The 23,017-nt window shown below is 40.6% G+C and carries 18 protein-coding genes and 1 pseudogene; 8 read left to right on the top strand and 11 right to left on the bottom strand.

All coding sequences use genetic code 11. From position 1 onward, the window contains the following. Nucleotides 1-7: 7 nt before the first annotated feature. The 4 genes and pseudogenes from ACM5QX_RS12205 to ACM5QX_RS12190 form a co-directional block, all read right to left on the bottom strand. Nucleotides 8-856, bottom strand: a pseudogene (locus ACM5QX_RS12205) (glycosyltransferase family 2 protein); the annotation flags it as partial. Nucleotide 857: 1 nt separating this feature from the next. Then, a complete protein-coding gene (locus ACM5QX_RS12200) occupies nucleotides 858-1,562 on the bottom strand; it encodes an FkbM family methyltransferase (RefSeq protein ID WP_414753743.1) in 705 nt (234 codons plus the stop codon). A gap of 20 nt (nucleotides 1,563-1,582) precedes the next feature. After that, nucleotides 1,583-2,905 (bottom strand): flippase, encoded by a 1,323-nt coding sequence (locus ACM5QX_RS12195; protein ID WP_414753742.1) that lies wholly within the window; start codon nucleotides 2,903-2,905, stop codon nucleotides 1,583-1,585. A 394-nt stretch (nucleotides 2,906-3,299) separates the two neighbouring features. After that, complete coding sequence (locus ACM5QX_RS12190; RefSeq protein ID WP_414753741.1) at nucleotides 3,300-5,510, bottom strand: GumC family protein; 2,211 nt, start codon at nucleotides 5,508-5,510, stop codon at nucleotides 3,300-3,302. 1,491 nt (nucleotides 5,511-7,001) lie between these two features. On the opposite strand from ACM5QX_RS12190, the gene ACM5QX_RS12185 reads away from it, so the two are divergent. The 3 genes from ACM5QX_RS12185 to ACM5QX_RS12175 all read left to right on the top strand — a co-directional run bounded on the left by ACM5QX_RS12185 (nucleotide 7,002) and on the right by ACM5QX_RS12175 (nucleotide 10,843). Beyond that, a complete protein-coding gene (locus tag ACM5QX_RS12185) occupies nucleotides 7,002-8,411 on the top strand; it encodes a sugar transferase (RefSeq protein ID WP_414753740.1) in 1,410 nt (469 codons plus the stop codon). After that, nucleotides 8,408-9,418, top strand: a complete 1,011-nt coding sequence (gene galE, locus ACM5QX_RS12180) for a UDP-glucose 4-epimerase GalE (protein WP_414753739.1) — start codon at nucleotides 8,408-8,410, stop codon at nucleotides 9,416-9,418. Before ACM5QX_RS12185 ends, galE begins: the two co-directional genes overlap by 4 nt. A 315-nt stretch (nucleotides 9,419-9,733) precedes the next feature. Further along, the gene (locus ACM5QX_RS12175) at nucleotides 9,734-10,843 is read left to right on the top strand and encodes a metallophosphoesterase family protein (protein ID WP_414753737.1); all 1,110 of its coding nucleotides are present in this window, start codon (nucleotides 9,734-9,736) and stop codon (nucleotides 10,841-10,843) included. 108 nt (nucleotides 10,844-10,951) lie between these two features. On the opposite strand, the gene ACM5QX_RS12170 is transcribed toward ACM5QX_RS12175, so the two are convergent. Then, nucleotides 10,952-12,172 (bottom strand): FIST N-terminal domain-containing protein, encoded by a 1,221-nt coding sequence (locus tag ACM5QX_RS12170; RefSeq protein ID WP_414753736.1) that lies wholly within the window; start codon nucleotides 12,170-12,172, stop codon nucleotides 10,952-10,954. Nucleotides 12,173-12,515: 343 nt separating this feature from the next. Here ACM5QX_RS12170 and ACM5QX_RS12165 point away from each other — a divergent pair, with 343 nt between their 5' ends. From ACM5QX_RS12165 to guaA, 5 genes are all read left to right on the top strand, one after another. Further along, nucleotides 12,516-12,752: a Calvin cycle protein CP12 gene (locus ACM5QX_RS12165; RefSeq protein WP_011317898.1), complete on the top strand. Its 237-nt coding sequence runs from the start codon at nucleotides 12,516-12,518 to the stop codon at nucleotides 12,750-12,752. A gap of 450 nt (nucleotides 12,753-13,202) precedes the next feature. Beyond that, nucleotides 13,203-13,796: a DUF3177 family protein gene (locus ACM5QX_RS12160; RefSeq protein ID WP_011317899.1), complete on the top strand. Its 594-nt coding sequence runs from the start codon at nucleotides 13,203-13,205 to the stop codon at nucleotides 13,794-13,796. A 40-nt stretch (nucleotides 13,797-13,836) separates the two neighbouring features. Further along, entirely contained in the window at nucleotides 13,837-14,133 is a 297-nt protein-coding gene (locus tag ACM5QX_RS12155) for a hypothetical protein (RefSeq protein WP_414753735.1), read from the top strand. 36 nt (nucleotides 14,134-14,169) lie between these two features. After that, nucleotides 14,170-15,282 carry a cobalt-precorrin-5B (C(1))-methyltransferase CbiD gene (gene cbiD / locus ACM5QX_RS12150; protein WP_414753734.1) on the top strand — a complete coding sequence of 371 codons (1,113 nt, stop codon included), beginning with the start codon at nucleotides 14,170-14,172 and terminating at the stop codon, nucleotides 15,280-15,282. 228 nt (nucleotides 15,283-15,510) lie between these two features. Beyond that, a complete protein-coding gene (guaA, locus tag ACM5QX_RS12145; RefSeq protein WP_011317902.1) occupies nucleotides 15,511-17,133 on the top strand; it encodes a glutamine-hydrolyzing GMP synthase in 1,623 nt (540 codons plus the stop codon). A gap of 268 nt (nucleotides 17,134-17,401) precedes the next feature. Here guaA and ACM5QX_RS12140 read toward each other — a convergent pair whose 3' ends face one another. The 6 genes from ACM5QX_RS12140 to ACM5QX_RS12115 form a co-directional block, all read right to left on the bottom strand. Beyond that, nucleotides 17,402-18,088 (bottom strand): alternative oxidase, encoded by a 687-nt coding sequence (locus ACM5QX_RS12140; RefSeq protein ID WP_414753733.1) that lies wholly within the window; start codon nucleotides 18,086-18,088, stop codon nucleotides 17,402-17,404. Nucleotides 18,089-18,240: 152 nt separating this feature from the next. Further along, on the bottom strand, nucleotides 18,241-19,740 hold the full coding sequence (locus tag ACM5QX_RS12135; RefSeq protein WP_414753732.1) for a Rieske 2Fe-2S domain-containing protein: 1,500 nt from the start codon (nucleotides 19,738-19,740) through the stop codon (nucleotides 18,241-18,243). Between the two features lie 203 nt (nucleotides 19,741-19,943). Next, on the bottom strand, nucleotides 19,944-20,321 hold the full coding sequence (locus tag ACM5QX_RS12130; protein ID WP_414753731.1) for a sulfite exporter TauE/SafE family protein: 378 nt from the start codon (nucleotides 20,319-20,321) through the stop codon (nucleotides 19,944-19,946). A gap of 253 nt (nucleotides 20,322-20,574) precedes the next feature. Next, nucleotides 20,575-21,345, bottom strand: a complete 771-nt coding sequence (locus tag ACM5QX_RS12125) for a hypothetical protein (protein ID WP_414753730.1) — start codon at nucleotides 21,343-21,345, stop codon at nucleotides 20,575-20,577. 103 nt (nucleotides 21,346-21,448) lie between these two features. Further along, nucleotides 21,449-21,703 (bottom strand): type II toxin-antitoxin system Phd/YefM family antitoxin, encoded by a 255-nt coding sequence (locus ACM5QX_RS12120; protein ID WP_414753729.1) that lies wholly within the window; start codon nucleotides 21,701-21,703, stop codon nucleotides 21,449-21,451. Nucleotides 21,704-21,800: 97 nt separating this feature from the next. Next, the gene (locus ACM5QX_RS12115) at nucleotides 21,801-22,931 is read right to left on the bottom strand and encodes a M20 family metallopeptidase (protein WP_414753816.1); all 1,131 of its coding nucleotides are present in this window, start codon (nucleotides 22,929-22,931) and stop codon (nucleotides 21,801-21,803) included. Nucleotides 22,932-23,017 lie beyond the last annotated feature (86 nt).

The following is a 23,017-nucleotide window of genomic DNA, read 5'->3' as shown; positions in this document are numbered from 1 at the left end:
GCGGACAGTATAAGGTTCTTTGGGTAAAATCATCAGATTCAACATCTTGAACTATAAATGGTGGATGCTTTAAAGGGAAATAAATTTCTTCAGTAGGTATTTTAGAAAAAATACTTACATCTTTTTTTGTATTTGTTGCCTCTCTAGCAAATCCGATATTAGATATTAAATTGATATTAGATAAAATACTCAGATGGTTTTGTGTCCAACAAGAAAATGTCCAACGATATGCCCAGCTATTTGTTTTATCATCATAAGTATCTTGGAAAATTTTAGTCCAATATTTAACAGCAATCTCATCTTTAAGAATATCTTTTAACCAGCCATTCTCTTTGATTAAAGGCCACAACTGCATATCATAGTCGAAATTTTGCCAAGCACGTCTCCAGCTTGCCCATCCCCAACAATGATTATATCGAGAGAAGTAGTAACTATAATGTGTTCTTTTGTGGCCAAACTGTACATTTTGTCCAGAAATAACCGCAATTCTATTATCTTCTCTATAACGCTCTAAAAGCTCCTCACAAAACAGAAAAAAACTTGGATTAGGAAGACAATCATCTTCCAAAATAATTGATTCTTCAACTGTATCAAAAACCCAATCTAGCCCACTCGAAACTCTTTTTTTACACCCCAAGTTAACATCAGAATAATTTATCAAAACCTCACACTCCCAATCCACGCCATTAATAATAGCTCTTGCAGCAGCACATTTTTCTTTTTCGCCAGGGCGATCGCTACGTGGCCCATCTGCGACAACCAAAAGCTTAGGAGGTTTAGCTTGACGGATAGCTTGAAATACCTTTTCTGTTGTATCAGGGCGATTAAATATTAAAAAAGTTACTGGTGTTTTCATACTACTGTATTTTATTAGCAGGTTTTAATTTATAAAGATAATCATGATGAGAAAGCTGATCTGTCAGCTCATAATTAAAATTTAAATATAAATTTATTTCTTCAAAAAATCTTGCTTCCACAAGAATATATTTAGGTTGATACTTTGCTAAATTTATACCTTTTAATACATCTAACTCATATCCCTCAACATCTAAAGATAAAAAATCTATTTGAGGTAATTCGACAAATTTATCTAAAATAGATTCAAGTGTTTTTGCAGGAACTTGAATACCATAACTTTGCTGAATTTTCTGAAGTTCTAAACCTCTTTGAATATGCTCATATTGACTTTCTTTATTTTTTAGCGAATTTTCAACTACTGACATAAGGTTTGCATAGTGCATTTGTACAAAACTATCTGGAAAATCAGGCGCAACTAAAGCACAGTTATATACAGATGAATTATTCCTGATCCTTTTACATTCTTTATACAAACTAGGAATACCTTCAACTAAAATTCCATGCCAACCCAAAAATTTTTCTAGGTAATAAGTATTGCTTTGTCTATAACCATCATTAGCACCAACTTCAATAAAAAAACCATTTCTGAAATTAAGATAATTTTCAAGTTTTTTATCCAAATTATTAAGCCCAGGTTTAGAATATTTAGAGTTTCCAAAAGATTCATAAATATTTCTGCGTAATTCATATAAATAATCTTTCATGAGATTAAACGATGTAATAACTATAAAAATAATAAAATTGATTGAAATTGAATCCAGAAAATTTTATGGCTTTTCGAGTGAAAAAGATTGGCTAAAAATGCGGCAATTACATAAGAAATTACAGTTGCGATCGCAGCACCAACTCCAGCATAGTGGGGAATCAACAATAGGTTTAACAAAACATTAGTAATTGCACCAATTAGTGTTCTGCGTAAAGAAAGGTGAGTTAAACCTTCTGCAACGAACCAAGAGGATGTAGCAACCCCCATAAATACAAATAAAGAGGCCCAGACATGAATTGCTAATACTGATCCTGCTGCGGTATAGCCATTACCAAATAACAAGGTAATTATTCTTTCAGACATAAACGATATTGGTAAAGCAATTACAATTGAAATCAATACCAACCCTCGGAGTAGTTTTTTTATTCGTTGATAATAAAGTTCTTCACTTACTTCTTTAGCTGCAAAAATTGAAGGAGTAACCGAAGAAGCGATCGCCATTGGTATAAAGTACCAAACTTCGGAAATACGGGTTGCTGCTGAATAAAGACCTACGGCACTAGCATCAACCATTTCCCCCAACATAATCTGGTCAATTTTCATATAAATCATGATACTTAAACCAGATAACATCAAAGGCCAGCTTTCCTTAAGAAGAGTCTTAGCAAGCGGAAGATTCCAACGCCATAACCATAGTGAATAACCTTTAGCTTTGTAAACGAGTATTAAACCTGCTGCACCCAATCCAATTTCTGCTAATCCAGCCCAAGCAAAGGCAAGTAATGGTGCCTGCATTTTAATCAAAGTAACTTTTAAGAGTACAATGATAATAAATGCAGTGTTTTTAGCAACTACAGTATATTTAGACTGCACTTGAGACTGAAACCAAATGTCAATCGTGTCAAAGGCAGAAAATATCCCTGCCGTTGCTAAAATTGCTACTATCCCAATAGTCAACTGGTCATTTTGATGCAATACAAAAATAGAGCTAACTGTTAACAATACGCATCCTATTCCACCAGCTAACTTGAGCAAAAAAGCTGTCCCTAAAATTTGGTATCTAGCTTCGGGTTCACGCACAATAGAACGTATGACCAAGTTATCTAGCCCTAGAGTTGTCAAAGGATTGAATAGTGCTACAAAAGCGGTGGCATAGTTAAAAAGACCAAATTGCTGCACTCCTAAATAACGAGCAATCCAAACACCTACAACTAACCCAAAACCCATACGAAGAATGCGATCAATGAATAACCAAGCTATATTTTGAATAACCGCTAACTTGTCAGAGCCAAACTTTTGACGAAATGAGAATAAAATCTGAGTTTTATATTTGTCTGGCATTTGGCTCAAGGTTAAAAAGAGGACTCAATTTAGGTCATGATACCTTGTGTGGAAAAGTATATATTCTTTCCTTGCTCATAAAACAAGTCAAAATCAAGGCATCGCTATTATTTACATCAGTGTCAGAAGGCAGATATAAGCAACCTTAAACTATGGGATTTCTTAAAAGTTTAATTATGTAAACTTAGCCTTTTCTTGAAGGATAAAATTCAATGCAGTTAATAAATTTGTAAGATGTTTTGCTACATTCAGCACGGAATATTTAGCATATTTGCTATGCGTCTATTCAATCTCTGAATTGAATTTATTAACTTTATATTGCGCCTATAACTTTAAACAAGCTAAATCTTTAATGCCTCAGGAAAAACACTAGTTTACCTAAATTATTCACTGGTTAAAGCAATCTTAAGCCAGTGATTTTACTTAAATTTGACTTAATCCTATCCTTTTTGCCAGAATTATTATCTCCAGTATTTTTATGGGAGTAGTAGTAACCGTAGTCATTACTATCAGTAGCTACACAATTCACTACCATCCCCAACACTGACACACGAGAATGCTCAATAAGTGTCTTTGTAGTCTTAGCCGCAGCAGAATTAAGCACACCAGGACGTGCAACTAACAACATTCCATCTGCCATTTTGCCTATGATCGAAGCATCCGCTAAAACACTTAAAGGAGGAGTATCAATAATTACGTAATCATAATCTTGAGCCGCTTGTTGAAGTAACCCATTCATGCGCTGTGAGTCTAATAATGCAGCTGGGTTAGGTGGTATGGTGCCAGAAGTAAGTAACTCTAGATTAATTACCACTTCCTTAGTAGCTTCGGCTAAGGTAGCCTGACCCACTAAAACATTACTTAATCCCATCAAGTTGGGTTGTTGCCACATTTCGTGCTGACGTGGGCGGCGCATATCTGCATCAATCAATAATACTCGTTTTCCCATTTGGGCAGTTGCTACCGCCAAATTAGCCGCGATGAAAGATTTACCCTCATTCATCACAGAACTGCTAACCACAATTACCTTCAGTTTCTTATCAGAAAAGGAGAAGCCCAGGTTAATCTGGAGCATTTCAAAAGCTGCATTAACTGAAGAGTAAGGGTTATTGAGTACGGGTAATTCGGTGATACTCTCACCACGAGCCAGTCTAGCTTTTTGGTCAAAAGCTGGAATTGTACCCAACAAAGGATAATCCAGCAACTGTTGAGCTTCTTCTAGTGTCTTTACAGACTTGTCTCCAGCCTCTAGCAACAAAGCTGCGCCAATAGCTAAGAAAAACCCCAAAAATCCACCTAGTGCTAAACTTAAGAAGATACGAGGAGAAACTGGTGTTTTGGGAAGTAAAGCTTCAGAAACAATCCTGGCATTACCCACATTCTGATTTTCCACCACTTCAATATCTTGCAATCGTTTTAGCATTTGTTCATAGGTTGTTTGGGCTATCTGTAGCTGTCTTTGTAACTGTAGTTGTTGTTGTTCTAACTTGGGTAAGACTCTCAGACGTGCTTGATAAAGTACAAATGCCTTCATCAACACACCAACTTGATTTTCTAATCCCAATCTTTCAACTTCTACCTGCACTAAATTAGCGGTTAGAGTCTGTTTGAGTTCCCCTATTTGTAAATCTTGCTCTGGAATCGGCTGCGAACTACCTAAAGTTTTGCTCACTCTTCCTTCTAGCTGCTCTTTGAGAGCTTGTTCTTTATTTAATAAATTAGCAATAACTGGGTGTTCATCAGTAAATCGTGACCTCTCCACAGCTAACTGGTCTTGAACCTTCTGGTATTCTGATAGCACTTGTTGTACTGCATTGGATTGGCTTAAGCTGCTCAGTGCCATAGCTTGCTTTGTGTTCAATGCCAATTGATTTTGCAAAGCACCAGAACGAGTTCTAGCATCAACTAACTGTGCGCGCAGTAGAGTTACCTGGCCGGATAATTCATTCAGCCTTTTGACTCCTTGTATAGCTTCTTCTTGTAGGGAAACAACCTCGTATTTTTCTTTGAATCGACGTAGTGCTGCTTCTGCTTCTGTGACTTTCGCTTCGACTAGAGGTAATTGCTTGCTTAAAAATTCCCTTGCGGCTGTAGCTTCAGAACGATTATTGCGAACATTGTTCTCCAGATAAGTGTTCATCAGTCTATTAATAATCGCTGTTGCTTCTTCAGGATTAGCACTACGATAGGTAAGTTGTAAAATATCAGTCCCTCGGACACTTTTTATTTTTAAGTTTCGTAGGAAATCATCTATTTCTAAAGGTTTTCCTTGTTCATCTTTAAGCTGCGACTCAGCAATGGTTTTTTGAATTATGGGGTTTGAGCGAATAATTTCTGCCTCAGTTTCCAAAGGGTTAGAAAGATTAGTCACCCCACTAAGTTGTCCCAATTGCTCACTTACACCTGTCAGGGAAGAAACGCCACTTTGCTTATTAAAGAGGAGTTTACCCTCTGCTTCATAGATTGGTTTTTGACTAAAAGTAAGCAACCCTGTGACTCCAAACACCGATCCCATAATCGTGGCTATCAGTAACCAACGTCTTTTTGCAATCAGCCAATACTGTTGGAAGTTAATCAGGTCTTGATCGTCTTGATGGGAAGGCATAGTTCAGATAATACCCTAAAGATTGACACTACTAAAAATTAGTTATTTCATTTATATTGATGTAGAGCAGTAATGCAGATGAACATAGGAAATATTCAACAGTTATCACTTATAGAATTCCTAAATAAAGCGATTTGCAGTTGAGTCAAATACAGACCTAACCCCCAGCTTCTTCCCTACAAAGGAAGGGGAGTAAGAATCAAAGCCTCTCTCCTTGTAGGAGAAAGGTACTCTATGAGAAGAGTTCAGAGTGTATTGCATACAAATGAGAATCGCTATATTTTTTGAGATCCACGTAGGTCAGTACCTATCACAATAGGGGTATTGTAGGCATTGTTCACTCTAAAATTAGGGTTCGAGTGTACGGGCTTTTTTCAAGCATTATGCCAGGTTTCTCTATTGATTAAAGCTGTGAAACTGTAATCACTGTTCGCTGATTTAATTTCCTTAATAACTGCTACTGACTGGATGCAACCTGATTTAAATAATCAATAAAGATTTAATAAAAGATTATCAAGCTTTTTCCCCAGAATAGCCTACGTATTTTCACTGTTCTTTTTTCTGAGTCAATATCTATTTATCTGGTAGGTCAAAAAAGCAGTTTGTTTTGTCACACAGTCCAATGTAACATCTTGATATCTGTTGCTATACGTTAGTTAAAGCATGATACATCCCACTTTTGCCGGATTTTTACGTTTTTATGTTGTTTTGCTTGCTTAATATGCCAAATACTAAGTTATATTTATTTTCTTATGGAAAATTTTAGCGATCGCGTAAGGCGCACATAACAGCAGAGTTTAAGTCACTGTATTAACAATAATACCCAATTGAGGAATATATGCTGTCAGTAATTGGCTAACTCTTTTACTAGCATTTTATAAAGCGCTTCAATATATTCTAACTATCATTACACAAGTTTTTGTCTATCAAATTTACGCACAATCTATGTAAATTCGCTTTTGTCTTGTGACTAACTCCACGGAAAATAATTTTAAATGTAAGGTAGGCAACATCTAGGCATTGTGCTTAGATGACAGTCATTACACAACACAAGCTTATTTCAAAAATCAGATACTGTATATCTGTTATTTGCAAAATTACAAATTTACAAAAATGAAAATCACTTCACATTAGAAACAGGTCGATTTCGTATCTTTTTATTAAGCATTATTTTTATTAATCTATCAAACATGAGCATCATTTTACGTAATATCCACATGGTTATATCACCATAAACAGGATTAAAAATAAATGGTTAGTAAATTACTCTCAAACACTCGTCTTTTTTTTGAGTGGCCATACGTTGCTTTTGTTATTGGGTATTAGGATTGCGCTTCTTCACATCAATGCTGAATATATTTTGTTGTGACAGATTTGCAAATATTTGAGATTTTTGCATCTACCGCTAAGAGTTCCAGAGTAATTACTTTTTATATCTCATCTTGTCAGTATCTTTTCTGTAATCTTGGAAATTTTTAGTAGCCGACATACATGGTTATTAGTATTATTGCTGGAAAAAAAATCAGCAATTCACATCAGACACGTAACATCCTCTGTGTATTGCTGCTGATAGGGGATATTTTGGGTTTGGTGTTGAGTTATTCCATCTGTTTATGGTTGCGATTGGGTCAAAACCTGCATGGTTTTGACCCGTTAATTTATATCTTTTTCTTTCTAGTTCTCACAGGTTTGTATTTAGCAGATACCTACCATCCAGATAGGCAAATAGCAGGTTTACGCGCCCCATCCCGCATTCTGATTAGTAATTTTGTCGTTGGCGCTATTATTGCAGCACTCATTTACTGTACCAGTGCTTGGGCAACAGACTTGCTTTGGAAACGGGGAGTTTGGCTTCCTAGCTTAGGGCTATTCACTATCTGGGCTGTGGGATTAAGAATAACAGCAGCAAAATGGGCAAAAGCCCAAGCTCAACATAGCCGTTGGTTAATTTTGGGCGCAGGTAAAAAAGCCATCCTCTTCGGCAAAACTTTTCTCGAACGCAGTTCCTTGGGGCGCTTGATTTTTCTCTCAACCCCAGAGCAGAACAGCAATGAGTTAACAGAAAATCATCAAGTTTCTGTAGGGAGTCTTAATGACTTACCTCAATGGAGCCAACAACCTTGGTCAGGGGTAGTAGTGGCGACTCCAACGGAGTTATCTGACGTACAAATGCAACAACTGATGCAGTTGCGTTTATCTGGTGTCTCCATCTACGGTCTTCCCGATGTTTGTGAAACCTTGTGGTATAAGCTTCCCTCGTCTCTGCTTCAGGATAATTGGCTGGCTTTTGGTAATGGTTTTAATTTAACTGCTGACAGCATTAGTCAAAAGCTCAAGCGCTCAGTAGATATTATGCTGACGTGTTGTTTATGTGTGTTTTTATCTCCATTGATGTTGTTGGCAGCTTTAGCAATTAAGTTAGATAGCCCTGGCCCGGTGTTCTACTCTCAAATACGGACCGGACTAGAAGGTAAGCCTTTTAAAGTTTACAAATTTCGTTCCATGTATCAAGATGCCGAAAAACGTGGGGCGCAGTGGGCAGATGAACGAGACCCGCGAATTACCAGGGTAGGGCGTTGGTTACGCTTAACTAGAATTGATGAATTACCGCAGATATTAAACGTTATCTGGGGAGAAATGAGCCTCATTGGCCCTCGCCCAGAACGACCAGAATTTGATGTCAAACTGCGTCAAGAAATTCCCTATTATGATTTGCGTTATGTGGTCAAACCCGGTATTACAGGCTGGGCGCAGGTCATGTATCCCTACGGTGCATCCATAGAAGATGCTTACGAAAAGCTAGCTTATGACCTCTACTACATCAAGAATTACTCCCTAGCTTTAGATTTAGCGATCGCTCTCAAAACTATTCGAGTAGTATTACTAGGTAAAGGTAGATGAATCAAAAAGTTTTAGTTACCGGTGGTGCTGGCTACATAGGTTCTCATGTGGTGCGTCAGCTAGGTGAAGCAGGTTACGATGTTGTTGTGTATGACAACTGTTCTACTGGTTTACCCCAAGCCGTACTACATGGTGAGCTAATTATCGGCGATTTAAAAAATTCTGAATGTCTTTCTCAAGTATTTCATCAACATCAATTTGCGGCAGTTTTACACTTCGCGGCTAGTCTGAGCGTACCAGAATCTATTGCCCGTCCCCTGGACTACTACGCTAACAACACGCGCAACACCCTCAATTTACTTCGCTGTTGTCACGAAACTGGTGTTAACCAAATTATCTTTTCCAGCACAGCCGCAGTTTATGGACAACCGGAAACTGCCGTTGTCACTGAATCTACACCAACTGAACCGATTAATCCCTATGGACGCTCAAAACTTTCTTGTGAATGGTTGATTCGTGACCACGCCAAGGCTTCTGATCTACGCTATGTCATTCTACGTTACTTTAATGTTGCTGGAGCCGAGCCTGGTGGGCGATTGGGACAGATGTCAAAAGACGCATCCCATTTAATTCGTGTCACTTGTGATGCTGCACTTAAACGCAGACTGGGAGTAAAAATTTTTGGTACAGATTTTCCCACACCGGACGGAACGGCAATTAGAGACTACATTCATGTAGAAGACCTCGCAACAGCACATTTAGACGCTTTAGCTTATTTAGAGCAAGGTAATGCTAGCCAAATCCTTAACTGTGGTTATGGACAAGGCTATAGTGTTCGTCAAGTTATCGAGCGGGTTAAGGCAATTTCTGGCGTAGATTTTCCGGTGATAGAAGCGGAGCGTCGTTCTGGTGATCCGGTTTGTGTAACAGCTTGTAGTGATAAAATTCGTCAAGTACTAGGATGGCAACCTAAGTATGATGATATGGATCAAATAGTTTATAGCACCCTCACCTGGGAAATAAGTAAACAAGAATTGTTCCTCAATTCATTAGCTGGAGTTGCATAATTTAGAAATGCGTAATTAAGGACTCAAGACTTTTCGCTCATAACTCAATACTTGTTCATGCAGAAAGTCTATGTGATTACTAGGTAACAAAATCTTAGTTAAGAATTACAAATTGCAAATTATAAATTGATAGAAACCATAAGGGATCAAAATCAAACTTAGGACTTAAGCAAGAGACTCACTGCAAAAGCGATAATTATGTACGTGTGTACAAATATTAAGACAAGTAGTTCTTCAGCAGGTTAACGTAGCAAAGGTTATACTTTGTGGAAAAGACCTGCTTAAATTACTGTTTTTAATCACTTTTAGAAATCAATGGTGCTAAATTTTCGCTTTGCTGTAGTCAGCGACTTACACATCGCGCTTCCTCACACAATCTGGGATCATCCGAGCCGATTTCATTTGGTAGAAGTGGGTATTCCCGCTTTTGAAAACGCCATAAACCATTTAACAAAACTTAATTTAGATTTTCTTTTGCTCCCTGGAGATTTAACCCAGCACGGTGAACCAGAAAACCATAGATGGTTAGAAGAAAGATTATCTAAACTACCTTTTCCTACTTATGTTGTGCCTGGTAACCATGATGTTCCTGTAGTCATGGCAAATGAGCAATCGATCGCTTGTGCTGATTTTCCCCAGTATTATCGTCAGTTTGGTTATGACAATACTGATCAACTTTACTACACTCAACAATTATTACCTGGAGTGAGATTAATTGGTCTAAATTCTAACTTTTTTAATGAACAAGGCCAGCAAATGGGGCGTTTAGATGCCCAGCAATTCCAATGGTTAGAAGAAGTATTAGCCGCAACCGTGGATGAACTGGTGTTAGTGATGGTGCATCACAATGTAGTTGAACATTTACCTCATCAATCTCGCCACCCAATGGCATCTCGCTATATGTTGGAAAATGCACCAGAACTAGTGCGGCTATTGCAACGATATGGGGTCAAACTAGTATTTACAGGCCACTTACACGTCCAAGATGTTGCTTGTACTGAAGGTGTATATGATATTACTACAGGTTCTTTAGTCAGCTATCCTCATCCCTACAGGGTTTTAGAGTTTCATCGTGATCAGCAGGGTCAGGAATGGTTGCAAATTCTCTCTCATCGGGTGGAATCAGTCCCAGAGTTTCCAAATTTACAACAATTATCACGAGATTGGATGGGCGATCGCTCTTTTCCCTTCCTAGTAAAACTACTTACTTTATCACCCTTAAATTTACCATTAGCCCAGGCACAAGAACTAGCTCCCAGCTTGCGTGACTTTTGGGCAACCATCGCCGATGGAGACGCAGTATTAGACTACCCCCAGTTCCCACAACAAGTACGCCGCTATATTCAAACCTATAGTGCGATCGCCCACACTGGTACCCCCACCATGATTGATAACAATAGTACCCTCTTGCTAGACAGGAAATAAACTAGGGATTGGGGATTGGGGATTGGGGGGAGAGTTACTTTAACTATTGACTGTTGACTATTGACTATTGACTACTGACCATTGACTATACAAATTCTTTCTCGCCCCTTAATCTTCTACCGACAACTCTCGGCAAATCCCAAATACGGATGTATAACCATGTAAAAAAGTTCTGCCGCCGACTGGGCCGATTTCACCACCGCAGAAAAAACCACCTACGGGGACATCTTGAATGTAACGTTTGAATAGCTCAGAATCAAAGTTAGGTTTGCCGTAGAGTCCTTCACCACGTCCTACACAAGAAAACATCAACGCACCAACAGCAGAGTTGTCAAATTCAGGTTTTGTTTGATACCGTTCTAACAGAAATTCTAATTCTTCGGCGGAGGCTTGGGAATCTCGCAGGTGGAATTGTAGGCGTTGGCCAGGACGGACGAGATCACCGATAGCGATCGCACCTCCAGATGGATCTACACCCAAAATACTACGAATTAAAAAATCCCCTTGCTGCAAAGATAGCTTAAATTCATCCATTGCTACACCAACAAACAATGAATGTTGTGCCAAAGCTCGTTCTTTTTCACTCAAGCTAGCAATCAAATCTCGCAGCACCACTAACGGCACTTTCTCATCCAGTTCCAGAATAATATTGCGTTCAGCTTTAGTTACTTGTAATGGTTCACCAATCGGCCTGCATCCTTGCGCCACGATCGGTTCTAAAACAATATTGCCACTTAAAGCCAAGCCTACAGTACCCTCACGGTGCAGATTACCATTACAAAACAAAGCCAGACGACCACCCATCCCCCCGACGCTAGCTTGTCCACCTAAAATTACTGACCCTGGGTAAGCAAAATCTAGCCCTTGTAATAAATCGTTAATTCCTGAAGAGAAAGCACTAGACAGCAAAATAAAATGCGGCGTTGGCGATGGAGGCACACCAATCAAATTAATCCACGTATCTGGAGGACTATCTAAATCTGGTAACTCTTCCCCCAGAACATGAAAAACCTGTAAATTCACCCCTGGTAGGTGCGCCAAAGTTAAGCTGAGGGCGGCTTCTGCTTCCAATTCTTGGGTCTGTCCACTAGCAGCCGTGCCAATCACACCACCACCACTACAGCCAATCATCACTGGCACAGAAAGTTGTTCAGCCAGCAAGGGTAACACCCTAGAATACTCACTAGCAAAGGCAGAAGAAATGAACACTAACCCCAAATCCGCAGGAGCTGTTAAAGTCGAGACAGCCCGTTGTACTACATCTGTAACAGCTGCTTCTAGAGAAGGGCGAGTTGATAGGGCATTTGCCCACTGCATTCGGTCTGCCATGAATTTTGGGCTTCTTTTTCTGTTGTGGTTAGTCGTTGGCTGAGTTATCAGTGATGAGTAAGAGTGCGACAAGTAATTTTTATTCTCTCACCCCGTGGGAAACTATCGCCACATCTCCCTGATCTTCTTCATCTCCCCTACTTCCACATTTTATTTACTTCGTTACCATTTTCTAAAATCTTAAAATAAATGCTACAGTTGGCGGTAATTTTAATCGATACATCAAGCTACCCAACTAGCTGATGCAGCTCATTAGGTAGAATGGTGATTGATAGAACAAAAAAATAGCAACTTTTGCAACTTTTCTATACTGTTATTATCAACACACAACGAGACTAAAGCAATGACTGACACTCAAGCAAAAGACATTCAAGACCAAATCCAAGAAGAAGTAGAACAAGCGCGTGCCGTTTGCGATATCTCAGGTAGCAACTCAGCTGAGTGTGCTGCGGCTTGGGATGCAGTTGAAGAACTGCAAGCGGAAGCCTCCCACCAACGCCAAGACAAAAAGAAAAATTCTCTAGAACAGTACTGCGATGATAATCCAGATGCTGCTGAGTGCCGTGTTTACGATGAATAACAATTAAGTTTGTGAACTTTTTCGGCAGACAAGCAACCAGAATCCTTTGATTCAGTAGTTTTCACCTCTGTTCATGAGGCTTTTGCACCCCATCTCCTTGCAACTTACACAAGTTTAAGCTTGTTGAGCTAGTTGTTGATGAGATAGTTCTCAGAGCAATTTGCTACGGTAGGTGCAAAATATTGGCGATGAGATTCTGTCAGTTGCTTGTTTTTTTACACTCGGACATGGTGACAACAAAATCAACAAAAGTATTTCTAACAGGACTTAAGCAACTGGCACAATATTAGGGTGTGTCAGATGCGGAAAATCCTCTAATGTGTGCGAAATTATTGGGACTGACGCGCCCTAAAGTTACTTTGACTATGACACTTGCGTAAGTCCTATCTAACTTAAAATATCCTTCACTCCTTATTCCTAGTCCCTATTCTTAAAAACTGACAGTTAACTATGCCAAATAACGTGTTGCGCCAGTTAGTCTGGATTGATTACCGACTAGCAGTATTATTTCTGATGATTGTGCCGATAGTTCTGTTAATTTGGGCTTATGCTCAACAAGCAGAAGCAATACAAAAGCTATTAATGATTTATTGGCGAGTTTCTAGCCTACTAGCCATCACCATCTACTTAATGATTGCCCAATATCCAGTTAGTTTTATCTCTGGGTTAATAGGACAAATCCTTATTCCGATTTCCCTGTGGTTTTGGGTGGATATCAACGATGAAATTGAGTATCAACCCAGTGGAGTGTTAAAACTCGCTTTTACTTCTTGGCGCTGGGCTGTGACCATTTATTCTATTTTGGGAACTATAGCCTTCGTACCTTTTTTGGGTTGTGCGTTTTCCAGCAATATTGGACAAAATCCCACTTGCAGCGTCTGGTTAGAAGCTCCCTTACTGTTTAAAGATTATTTTCACCACAATAGTAAACCCGGTTTCTTAGGCTTTTTAGGTATAGTTTGTCTAATTATTTATGTACTATATCTAAGCTACTTTGTCGTCGTGAAGCTGGGCAAGCAGGGACGCTCGGCTACACCACAGTAAACTGTCACTGCGCTTCGTTTCTCAATTTCCAGCTTTCAAAATGAATTCAATTGGCAAGCGGCTAGAACAATACACCAGCAAACGTCCACAAGAAGTTTTATTAGTCACGGTGGAAATCGCTAATGAACAAGACAAAATAGCCATCTTCAAAGGTTTTTCTAGTTCATTGATGCGTCCCACTGCATTTGATCCCGATGTTCCAGTGATTCCAGATGAGGCAAGAGTTATTAGTGTAGATCGCATAGCCAGCCCCTACAATCCAGAATCCCCCCGTTATATCCAACGTGATATCTCCTGGGAAGCGATGGAAAGTGTTCTCACGGAAGTGGGTGTTTAGGACAGAGGAGAACTAATGACTAATGACTAATGACTAATGCGTAGCGGATATACTTTACCTGTTTTTGCTTGTGCTGGCGCGATCGCCGCTTTACACTGGTTACGCCAGCGTCAATCTCTACAACTTGGGTTGGTAGATTTAATTGAGCCTGCACAAATCGCTGAAGTACCTATTGAGCAGGTGGCGGGACTATCAGAAAATATGGCCTTGGCAATTACCCGCAGTGATCCGGGTGATAATCTTGATTTGACTAAAAATACCCCGATTTGGGCTGTGGTGGAATGGGGACAAGGTGGGGGTGAGCAGGTAACCATCAAGGGTGGGGAAGGGATTGGTAAGCAGGTTAATGCTGATAACCGTGCGGCTATTTATAGTTATGCTCAAAGATTGTTACAAGCCAACTTAACTCGATTATTAGCCCCAGAGGAAAGCATTATTGTCACTATCATCTTACCGGAGGGGCGATCGCTCGCTGTTCGGACTTCTAATTCTGCCTTTGGGGTTGTCGAGGGATTATCCCTACTGGGAACCACAGGTATTTCTCAACCTTTGAGTTCACCAGATCAGTTAGACGCGTTTCGTAGCGAATTGCAGCACAAAGCTAGTTTGTATGCAAGTCTGGTATTCTGCATTGGCGAGAATGGTTTAGATTTGGCGCGAAAAATCGGTATTAATGCTGAGAAATTAGTAAAAACTGCTAATTGGTTAGGGCCGATGCTGGTAGAAGCTGATGCTTTGGGTGTTAAGGAAATCTTATTGTTTGGCTATCATGGCAAGTTGATGAAACTAGCTGGGGGTATTTTTCATACCCACCACCACTTGGCTGATGGACGACGGGAAGTATTGGTAACACACTGTGCTTTGGCGGGTTTAAGTAAACAAGATATAGAAATAGTGTTTCACGCCCCAACGGCTGAAGCTGCACTCAAGCACTTAAAAGCGTTAGATAGTTCTACAGGTAGTGATTGGGTAAATCAAGTTTATAGTGCGATCGCCGAAACTATCGATTCTCGTTGCCAAGAATATATGCAAAGCCATAGCAGCAGAGGCACAGCAACCACAATCTGCGGCTCAATTCTCTTTGATCGCGATCGCAAAATTATCGTGAAGAGCAAAACTGCTTGTAACTTAATGGGAAATTTATGTTAATTTATTATGAATAATCATAAATAATCCCAATAAATATCTTTTTCAGTAGTGGTCTTAGTTTAATTTATACAGTTTCATAAAATCCCTTAGTGGTAAAACAAACGCATTCTATCTAGCGTTTGTCACGGATTAACTCACCATCTATCAGTTTAAACAAGCTGAAAATGGTGTTTATGTTCAGAAACCAAAACAACCATCTACTACCAGACTCACACTTTCGCCATTTATATGAATACAGCGGTGACTCTACTAACCGAACAAGCCCCTCAACCAATAGAAGAGTTTGGGCAGCTTGAGCGTCAAATCATTATCATATTAGACTTCGGCTCTCAGTATTCAGAACTGATTGCCCGGCGCATCCGCGAGACTCAAGTATACTCTGAAGTTTTGTCTTATCGCACCTCTGCTGAACATTTACGCCAACTGAATCCCAAGGGCATCATTCTTTCTGGTGGCCCCAGTTCAGTTTATAGCGATCGCGCTCCCCATTGTGACCCAGAAATTTGGAATTTGGGAGTTCCCATTTTGGGTGTCTGCTACGGAATGCAGCTGATGGTCAACCAACTCGGCGGCGAAGTAGCCAAAGCCGACCGGGGTGAGTATGGCAAAGCATCATTACATATTGATGATCCCACCGACTTACTGACCAACGTTGAAGATGGCACAACAATGTGGATGAGTCATGGCGATTCAGTCACAAAAATGCCCCCAGGGTTTGAAGTGTTGGCACATACAGATAATACTCCCTGTGCTGCTGTTGCTGACCATGACAAAAAGCTTTATGGCGTGCAGTTCCATCCAGAAGTAGTCCATTCCATCGGTGGTTTGGCATTAATCCGCAACTTTGTGTATCACATCTGCGAGTGTGAACCCACCTGGACAACAGCTGCTTTTGTGGAAGAAGCTATTCGGGAAGTTCGGGCAAAAGTTGGTGACAAGCGAGTACTATTGGCGCTTTCGGGAGGAGTCGATTCTTCTACACTGGCTTTCTTGATGCACAAAGCCATCGGCGACCAATTGACCTGTGTATTTATCGACCAAGGCTTTATGCGGAAGTATGAGCCGGAAAGGTTGGTGAAGCTATTTCAAGAGCAGTTTCACATCCCTGTTGAATATGTTAACGCCCGCGATCGCTTCTTAGATATCATGGTTGGCGTGACAGACCCAGAAGAAAAACGTCGTCGCATTGGACATGAATTCATCCAGGTATTTGAAGAAACATCGAGAAATCTAGGCCCCTTTGACTATCTAGCACAAGGAACTCTTTACCCAGATGTCATCGAATCGGCTGATACCAATGTTGACCCCCAAACCGGGGAACGGGTAGCAGTAAAAATCAAAAGCCATCACAACGTTGGTGGATTACCCAAAGACTTGAGATTTAAACTAGTTGAACCCCTGCGGAAACTATTTAAAGATGAAGTCCGTAAAGTAGGGCGGTCTGTTGGCTTACCAGAAGAGATTGTCCAACGCCAGCCATTTCCTGGCCCTGGTTTAGCTATTCGGATTTTAGGTGAAGTCACCGCCGACAGATTGAACATTCTGCGCGATGCTGATTTGATTGTGCGCCAAGAAATTAACCAACGTGGTTTATACAACGAATATTGGCAAGCATTCGCCGTCTTACTACCTATCCGTAGTGTGGGCGTAATGGGTGATCAACGCACCTATGCTTATCCTATAGTCTTACGCATTGTTAAAAGCGAAGATGGCATGACAGCAGATTGGGCGCGTGTACCTTACGATGTTTTAGAAGCAATTTCTAACCGCATTGTCAACGAGGTTAAAGGCGTTAATCGCGTAGTGTTTGATATTACCTCCAAGCCACCCGGAACCATCGAGTGGGAATAATAGCAATTTTAAACTATTAGATGGGGTGGGCAATGCCCACCTTATTTTTTGAGATTCCGGCTGATTCTGGCGATATAGCTGGGGACTAGGGACTGGGGACTGGGTGAAAAGTCCTTTTGTGTCTAGGTTGTATCATCTATTGATGTCCTAACACTACTGGCGACAGCTATATATTCGTTTAGGCGGTAATAGGTAATAGCTAATGGGTAATTAGTTTTTACCATTACCAATTACCCATTTCCAACCCTTGAACCTGTCTCAGTTATACTTAAGGATTCATCTCCGCACTTGTTAATACTACTGTCTTACCTTCTGAGTTATGAGGACTCTTGAGGGAGTATTGAGCATTAGTTTGTTGACAAGCCACCATCGTTTTGACGTGTTCCATCTCATCATCACGGATGGCGACAAACACATCATAAAGATTATCGATGTTGGGACGACGTTCCGAAGGAGAGTGCGCTGTTTGAAATTCATCAAACATATAGAAGTCTCCGTCACGATAGTATATTTTTGCTACCTCAGGAGCTGGCTGGGTTTTTAACTCTGCTTCGTGAGTTGTCAGAAATTTGTCATAGCTGCTGTAAGCGTGTTGTTCCACCAGTTCCATAAAGTTATAGGCAGAACGGGGAGAGACAAAATATACCGCAATAATAATCCAGTAATAAATTAAAGCAGCTGTCTTAGCTAAAAAGCGATCGCCCCAAAAACCTGCACCTCCCAAAGATTCCATAATCAACAAGTGATGCAGCTCATTCCAAGATTCAGCAAAGTGAACTTTTAGCCAGTCTGCTTTACGCCACCATCCCAGGGTTTCGTAGAGGTGTAAAACCGACAGATAAGAAAAATAAGGTACTCGCGCCACGGTTTCTAGTACATAAAAGCGAGGATAGGGGCGATCGCGATAAACTGTATTAATGACAAATACTAAAATACCAACTAATAAGCGGATCATTCTGACTCTCCATCAAGTATCGACAGTGTGCTTTTTTTCACCGTTTAACCTGTTATAAACGGGAAAGTTGAGGAACTTGTGAGGATTGGAGGTAATGAATAATTGGTAATTAGAAAAATTATGAGACTCTGACACAGACTCAGTAATTGTTCTTAATCATTACGAGCGTGTTCAAATTCGTATACATAAAATAGCCGACTAAATCTTTTGAGTTGATATCCAACTACTGCCAACAAAATACCGCCGCCAAGTGCTAACCAAAATCCTACAGGAGGTAATGTGAATATAGATGCACCTAAAGCTGCTTGCATTGCCACAGTTCTGGCATCTAAAATCACAGCTAAAAACAAGCAGACAGCCGCAGATATATAAGCTAGTACAGTCAGACGATTGATGTTTTTTAGCGCATCTTGGCAAACTGTGCAATGTTGAGTGTGGGTTGTCCAGACATCAAATAGCTTCTGCTTGTCTTTTTCGGCTGGAGGTATATCGCTGCTATATCCTTCTGCCCAAGGTATACCACCACCAGCTCGGTTTTTCAACCACTGACGCAATGTAATCACCATCTTGTCTTGAGGATTTGGTGTATATACAGCGTTCAGCCATTTACCGTTTCTTTTCTGGGCAATAATTTTTTCTTGGTAATGCAGAAAGACCATGTCTTGGTGCAGAAATAAGGATGCTAATACATGAACCAACCAAACAGGTAATGGTAGTCCAAAGAAAGATAATCCTTGGGGTTTCTTTCCTTGGGGATTTTTGACGAAAACTTGACAACCAATGTGGCGACACCAACCGGGACGAGTTGGCGTAGCATACAAAGCCAAAATTAACTGTCCACCATCCTCAGAGGTCGAAGCTATTCTCATGTGACAAGGTGGTTGAAAATCGTGAATTCCCCGTACTGTTTTGCCTTGTGTTGGCTGAACTTCAAAGGCAAACCCTTCTTGGGTAGATATGTGGCGTACAGGAATCATATCGTAGAATTTAGCATCCTTGTAGCGATCGCCTATGATACCGTGATGGGAAACAGGTACATGAGCAGGGTCTGAGACATTTTCCATAAAGTAGTCCCACCCATAGGGCAAATCACGGAAATTCCAGGGTGATTTTATCACTTTACCTGAGTTATCTTCTAGTTCTGGAACAATTCGCGGTGTCTGCAATTGGCTTTCTACCTTGGCTTGTTCTCCTGCTTCCGCCCATACCCACAGTAACCCCTGGCGTTCCTGCGTCGGATAAACTACTGCACAGGATTTTTGACTTTCACAGTTCTTCGCCGCCGTTTTTTCATCTTTAGACTGGGGTATACTTACACAATTCCCTTGAGCATCAAAACGCCAAGCATGGTAAGCGCATAAAAGTGTACCATCTGCTTCGACTCGACCTTCTGAAAGTGGTGCAAGTCTATGGGGACAAAAATCTTCAAAGCAGCGCCATTGACTAGAACCATCCCGCCACAAAACAATATCTTTACCTAATAATTGCATAGCATGAGGACGGCTAGGATCAAGGAACTCTACCACAGCTAGCGGATACCATTGTTTTGTCCATTGGAAGGTATTTTCTTCTTTTGAGGATTGTTCGTTAGTTGCGTTGTCTAATAAATTTTCGTTTTGGGAGTTCCCTTGCAACCTGGTTTCAGTAGTCATGGTAGAGTTTTTGCCTATTGTGACGTATAAATTTAAGCGCACAGAAGCACGGGGTTTTAATCCTCTGCTGGAAGATGTCAGCTAGGAACTTAATTAAAGGCTGTACTTAGTGGATTTTATCTTAGGAATAGATTACCAATACTATTTCCTGAGAGATATTCCCAGTAATTTTACTTCACCTCATACTACATTTCTGCAATTATTTATATGCCCTCGGCTGGATTCGTAAATAAAACTTTGAGCGCACTGATGATCATCAGAACAGCGAATACTTTACTTAAAGTTCCAGTTGGTAAATCTGTTCCTACTTTTGCACCTAACCAGCCACCTAAAATAAATCCTAAACAAATAAGTGCGGCTACTTTGATATCAACATATCCCTGTTTGTAGTAGACCCAAGCTGCTAATAAATCAATTGGTGGCACTAATAAGGCTAATGTAGTACCTTGCGCCTGCTGTTGGGAAAAACCTAAGAGAAAAATCAGTGCAGGTAAGATAATTATGCCGCCACCAATACCTGTCATACCACTAACAATTCCTGCCACTAGTCCTAGAATTAAGCAAATTAAAATGCTATTCATGCTTATATTTAGCCTCGATTTACGTTTAGTATATGCAATAGTATTATTTTAAATTGAGCAAATATTATACAGAATCTATCTGGCTACGGCTATAAGAACGATTGTTATACAATTATTACCTAATTTTTGAACTATAAGTAGAGTAGAAAGTGTCTAGCAAAAATCAAGAATGGTGGGCATTGCCCACCCTACATTTGGACTTCAATAGTAGGTCATTGTACAGCCCAATTATCTGGGAAATATCCCCATATTATTAAACTAGATAACTTGTATTTGGTACAATGGGGAAAAAGGCATACTCATACCAAGCAGTCCAGATAAAACTGCGAATCCAGCGATCGCGTTTTTCTTGGCTCAATTCATAAGCAAAGGTGCCACGAGACTCATCAATAGAAGATAGGTGAGAGTTACAACCGCAACCATGTTGGTAAGTAAAACCATATTTGGAGGCGATACTCTGCACCTTCATTTGCACGGCAAATACTTTACCAGCATGAAGAATGGCATCCCAAGAACGCTTGTGTTCAATATCCCGCTTATCAAATCTCAAGGCACGTTCCTCAAACACATGATCTCGGTAAATCGGTGCTAGATGCACATGATAAAAACTTGCTGGTAGTTCGTAACCAAATTCTTGGAACAGTTCTAAACCAATCCGTGCAACTTTCCCGTAATCTGCATCTTTCGATTCCACTTCCCGCAGAATTTCCTCAAAATTGGGATAGTTATGAGTCATGAAATCATAACCATAGAACTCCAGCGTTTCTCGTCCTAGTTGTCCAAATAACTGACAAAATGATGATTTGAGGTGTTCTAACTCTGGACGTTCGTTAAACAAATCAACATCACCCTGTTCTAACTTGTATAAGAATAACTGCGCCATCTCCACATAAATTTGGGGATTGCAGAGTCCCACATTGGCTGTACCCTTAGCGATGTCTTGCCATACAAGAGGTAGTTGAGCAACAGGAACAGCGTTTTCTCCGGCAATGATGGCAATATTGGGGAATTCAAGAAGTTGCATTGGCAATTTCCGTAATAAATTTTTAGTTTATCTTGAGATGTTATGCTGTGCGTAGGTTCAGCCCGCCGTAGACATCACCTTTATTCACAAATTTTGATACACTTCATTCATGAGGATGTTGAGCAATCACGGCTTCTAAAGTTGTAAAACCTGCGTTTTGTGTAATAGCTTCTCTCAACTGAGCCGAGTCTATGGCATCTTCTAGAGTTTCTAAGCGTTTCAAGTCATCCATTCCAATTATCGCTACAACTGGCTTACCGTGGCGTTCTATCAAGATGCGCTCTTTTCCGTACTCTACCCGATTGATAATTTCTGGGAATTTGGCACGGGCTTCGGTAGCGCTAACAGGATTTATCATAATATTTTGCAAAGTGGTAATTTCAACAGAGGGAATTGAGCAAACAAAATGAATTCAGCCATGAGGACATCGCCCATAGGCTGAACACATTGAGTAATCATCCTCGTAGATACTTGTAAGCAGCGTAAGCCATAGTTACCACACCTGTGACGATCGCAGATTCATCGACTTCAAATTCAGGGTGATGTAAGGGATGATTGATAATTCGCTCAGGGTAGCCTACGCCTAAGCGAAACATAGAACCAGGAACGTGTTCTAAATATACAGAAAAATCTTCTGCACCCAAGGAAGGTTCAGGTAATACCTGGACGCGATCGCTTGTCCAAGCTTCTTCACCTGCTGATTGAAACAACTGGGTTAGACCATAGTCATTGTAGACACCGGGGACACCTTGGCGATAATTCACTTGATAACTTGCCCCGTAGGAATGGCAGACATTGGCAACAATTCTTTCAATCCAGTTGGGGAGTTGCGCGCGGGTTTCTGGGTGGAGCGATCGCACTGTTCCCAACAACTGTACTTTATCCGCAATCACATTCGGCGCTCTCCCACCAGTAATTTTCCCAATGGTCAACACCACCGGACGTAAAGGATTCTGGGTACGGCTAATGGCTTGTTGCAAACTAGTAATCACCTGGGAAGCGATCCAAATGGCATCAATCGCCTCATGGGGACGCGCACCATGTCCAGATTCACCAATAATCATAATTTCTAAATCATCCGCCGCCGCCGTTAAAGCCCCATAACGCACTCCAATCGAGCCAGCCGGAATCGAAGGGAAAACATGAATACCTAAAATAGCGGAAACATCCTTGATTGCCCCATCTGCCACCATCCAGCTTGCACCTTGAGCAATTTCTTCCGCAGGCTGGAATAAAAACCGCACATTTCCACCCAACTCCTCTGTCATTTGGGACAGTACCATTGCCGTCCCTAAACCTACTGTAGTGTGGATATCATGACCGCAAGCGTGCATTACACCATCCGCCCTTGAGGCATATTCTAAACCAGTACGTTCTTGAATGGGCAAGGCATCCATATCTGTGCGAATTGCCAAGAAATTATGATTTTTCTCAGTAACTTGTAATTCCCCAACTACACCAGTTTTACCAACACCTTCTTGTACACGCAGACCACTAGAAGATAAGACACCAGCCACAAAGGCAGCAGTTTGATATTCTTGACCGCTAAGTTCGGGATGAGAGTGGATGTGACGGCGAATTTCAATGAGGCGAGGCGCTAGTTTTGTGGCTAAGTCTTTAACCCTTTGTTGTCACTTCCATGAGAGAATAATTAAGTAAAAACGCCGAAAGT

The organism is Anabaena sp. CCY 9910, assembly GCF_963920875.1.
Taxonomy (GTDB): domain Bacteria; phylum Cyanobacteriota; class Cyanobacteriia; order Cyanobacteriales; family Nostocaceae; genus Trichormus; species Trichormus variabilis.
This window is presented reverse-complemented; position numbering and strand designations above follow the sequence as displayed.

Coding starts and splice junctions, on each gene's coding strand:
- ACM5QX_RS12200 (WP_414753743.1), bottom strand. CDS start 1,562: ATGAAAGATTATTTATATGAATTACGCAGAAATATTTATGAATCTTTT.
- ACM5QX_RS12195 (WP_414753742.1), bottom strand. CDS start 2,905: ATGCCAGACAAATATAAAACTCAGATTTTATTCTCATTTCGTCAAAAG.
- ACM5QX_RS12190 (WP_414753741.1), bottom strand. CDS start 5,510: ATGCCTTCCCATCAAGACGATCAAGACCTGATTAACTTCCAACAGTAT.
- ACM5QX_RS12185 (WP_414753740.1), top strand. CDS start 7,002: ATGGTTATTAGTATTATTGCTGGAAAAAAAATCAGCAATTCACATCAG.
- galE (WP_414753739.1), top strand. CDS start 8,408: ATGAATCAAAAAGTTTTAGTTACCGGTGGTGCTGGCTACATAGGTTCT.
- ACM5QX_RS12175 (WP_414753737.1), top strand. CDS start 9,734: ATGGTGCTAAATTTTCGCTTTGCTGTAGTCAGCGACTTACACATCGCG.
- ACM5QX_RS12170 (WP_414753736.1), bottom strand. CDS start 12,172: ATGGCAGACCGAATGCAGTGGGCAAATGCCCTATCAACTCGCCCTTCT.
- ACM5QX_RS12165 (WP_011317898.1), top strand. CDS start 12,516: ATGACTGACACTCAAGCAAAAGACATTCAAGACCAAATCCAAGAAGAA.
- ACM5QX_RS12160 (WP_011317899.1), top strand. CDS start 13,203: ATGCCAAATAACGTGTTGCGCCAGTTAGTCTGGATTGATTACCGACTA.
- ACM5QX_RS12155 (WP_414753735.1), top strand. CDS start 13,837: ATGAATTCAATTGGCAAGCGGCTAGAACAATACACCAGCAAACGTCCA.
- cbiD (WP_414753734.1), top strand. CDS start 14,170: ATGCGTAGCGGATATACTTTACCTGTTTTTGCTTGTGCTGGCGCGATC.
- guaA (WP_011317902.1), top strand. CDS start 15,511: ATGAATACAGCGGTGACTCTACTAACCGAACAAGCCCCTCAACCAATA.
- ACM5QX_RS12140 (WP_414753733.1), bottom strand. CDS start 18,088: ATGATCCGCTTATTAGTTGGTATTTTAGTATTTGTCATTAATACAGTT.
- ACM5QX_RS12135 (WP_414753732.1), bottom strand. CDS start 19,740: ATGACTACTGAAACCAGGTTGCAAGGGAACTCCCAAAACGAAAATTTA.
- ACM5QX_RS12130 (WP_414753731.1), bottom strand. CDS start 20,321: ATGAATAGCATTTTAATTTGCTTAATTCTAGGACTAGTGGCAGGAATT.
- ACM5QX_RS12125 (WP_414753730.1), bottom strand. CDS start 21,345: ATGCAACTTCTTGAATTCCCCAATATTGCCATCATTGCCGGAGAAAAC.
- ACM5QX_RS12120 (WP_414753729.1), bottom strand. CDS start 21,703: ATGATAAATCCTGTTAGCGCTACCGAAGCCCGTGCCAAATTCCCAGAA.